We start from the raw sequence: 1,943 nt of genomic DNA on the forward strand, positions 1-1,943 counted from the left end.
CGCTCGCGGCGAACAGCACCACGGCCAGCGCGGCGGGCAGCAGCGCGACCGCCGTCGCCCTGCCGCGGATGCGCAGCAGGACGAGCGCCCGGGCCCGCGCAGCCCGCGCACCCGGCTCCTCACCCGTACCGGTACCGGACACGGCTGGACCTCACCCCCTCTGCCCCCACGGCGGTGTTGCTCACTCCCCCACCATGGCACCCGCCACTGACATCGCAATGCCGGTGGGCCAAGTGCCGGAACGCTTGCGCCGCACCCTAGTTGGGGGTGCGGCGGGCGTCATCCGGATGGCTCAGCCGTCACTCGATGGAATGGCTTTGGTCAAAGGTGTTGAGGGGGAACGGGTCATCGGGGTACGGGCCGGAACCGCCACGCGTCAGGCCCCGGTGGCCGCCGCTTCCTCCGCGGCCTTCTTCGCGATGTCCGTGCGGAGCTGCGAGCCGTCGAGCCGGATCCGCGCCGCCGCCGCGTAGGCACGCTCGCGGGCGCCCGCCAGGTCATCGGCCGTCGCCGTCACGGACAGGACGCGGCCGCCCGCGCTGACGATGGCGTCACCGTCGCGCTTGGTGCCGGCGTGCAGCACGTACGCGTGCGGGGCGTCCTGCGCCGCGACCTCGTCCAGCCCCTCGATGGGGTCACCCGTGCGCGGGGTGTCCGGGTAGTTGTGCGAGGCGATGACCACCGTGACGGCCGCCTCGTCGCGCCACGCCAGGGGCGGCAGCTGGTCCAGGGTGCCGTTGGCGGCGCCGAGCAGCACACCGGCCAGCGGCGTCCGCAGGCGCGCCAGGACGACCTGGGTCTCCGGGTCGCCGAACCGGGCGTTGAACTCGATGACCCGCACACCGCGCGAGGTGATCGCGAGGCCCGCGTACAGCAGCCCCGAGAAGGGCGTACCGCGCCGGCGCAGCTCGTCCACGGTCGGCTGGAGCACCGATTCCATGACCTCGTCGACCAGCTTGGGGTCGGCCCACGGCAGGGGGGAGTACGCGCCCATGCCGCCGGTGTTCGGGCCCTCGTCGCCGTCGAGGGCGCGCTTGAAGTCCTGGGCGGGCTGGAGCGGCAGCACGGTCGTGCCGTCGGTGATCGCGAAGAGGCTCACCTCGGGGCCGTCGAGGAACTCCTCGATGACCACCCGGTCGCAGGCCAGCGCGTGGGCGCGGGCGACCTCCACGTCCTCGGTCACGACGACGCCCTTGCCCGCGGCCAGACCGTCGTCCTTGACCACGTACGGCGCGCCGAACGCGTCGAGGGCGCTGTCGATCTCGGCGGGCGTGGTGCACACATAGCTGCGGGCGGTGGGCACGCCCGCCCCGGCCATGACGTCCTTGGCGAACGCCTTCGAGCCCTCCAGCTGCGCGGCGGCGGCGGTGGGGCCGAAGCACGGAATGCCCGCGGCGCGCACCGAGTCGGCGACGCCGGCGACGAGCGGCGCCTCCGGGCCGACGACCACCAGCCCGGCGCCCAGCTCGGCGGCGAGGCGCGCGACGGCGGCGCCGTTGAGGGCGTCGACCGGGTGCAGTTCGGCCACCTCTGCGATGCCGGCGTTGCCGGGGGCGCAGTACAGATCGGTGACGTCGGGGTCGAGGGACAGAGAGCGGCACAGGGCGTGTTCGCGGGCGCCGCCGCCGATGACGAGGACCTTCACGGGGTGCAGCCTAGCCGCCGGGGCACGGCGCCCTTGACGGCCGCCGGTCCGTGGACAGGGCGGCGGCCCCCACCGGCGCGCCTACTCGTTGGTGTACTCCTCGACCACCGTGGCACCCAGCTCGCGGACGATCAGCTCGTGCCCGGAGAGGGCGGAGTCGACGAGGTCGGGGTCGTCGGCCTCCGGGATGTCGTCCTCCGGCGCGACCGGCTTCGGCGCCTCGGGGGCCGCGTAGGAGGCGGGCGGCGGCCCGGCCGGGGAGCCGGAGCCGGGGCCCGGCTGCTGCGGAGCGGGCGCG

At 75.0% G+C, this 1,943-nt stretch carries 1 protein-coding gene and 1 pseudogene; both read right to left on the reverse strand.

Annotation, left to right across the window (positions count from 1 at the left end; genetic code table 11):
• Positions 1-376: 376 nt before the first annotated feature.
• Positions 377-1,645, reverse strand: a complete 1,269-nt coding sequence (gene purD / locus G3I41_RS22260) for a phosphoribosylamine--glycine ligase (protein WP_164402169.1) — start codon at positions 1,643-1,645, stop codon at positions 377-379.
• An 81-nt stretch (positions 1,646-1,726) separates the two neighbouring features.
• A pseudogene (locus G3I41_RS22265) lies at positions 1,727-1,943 on the reverse strand (DNA polymerase III subunit gamma and tau); the annotation flags it as partial.

The sequence above is a fragment of the Streptomyces sp. SID9727 genome, from assembly GCF_010550605.1.
Classification (GTDB): Bacteria; Actinomycetota; Actinomycetes; order Streptomycetales; family Streptomycetaceae; genus Streptomyces.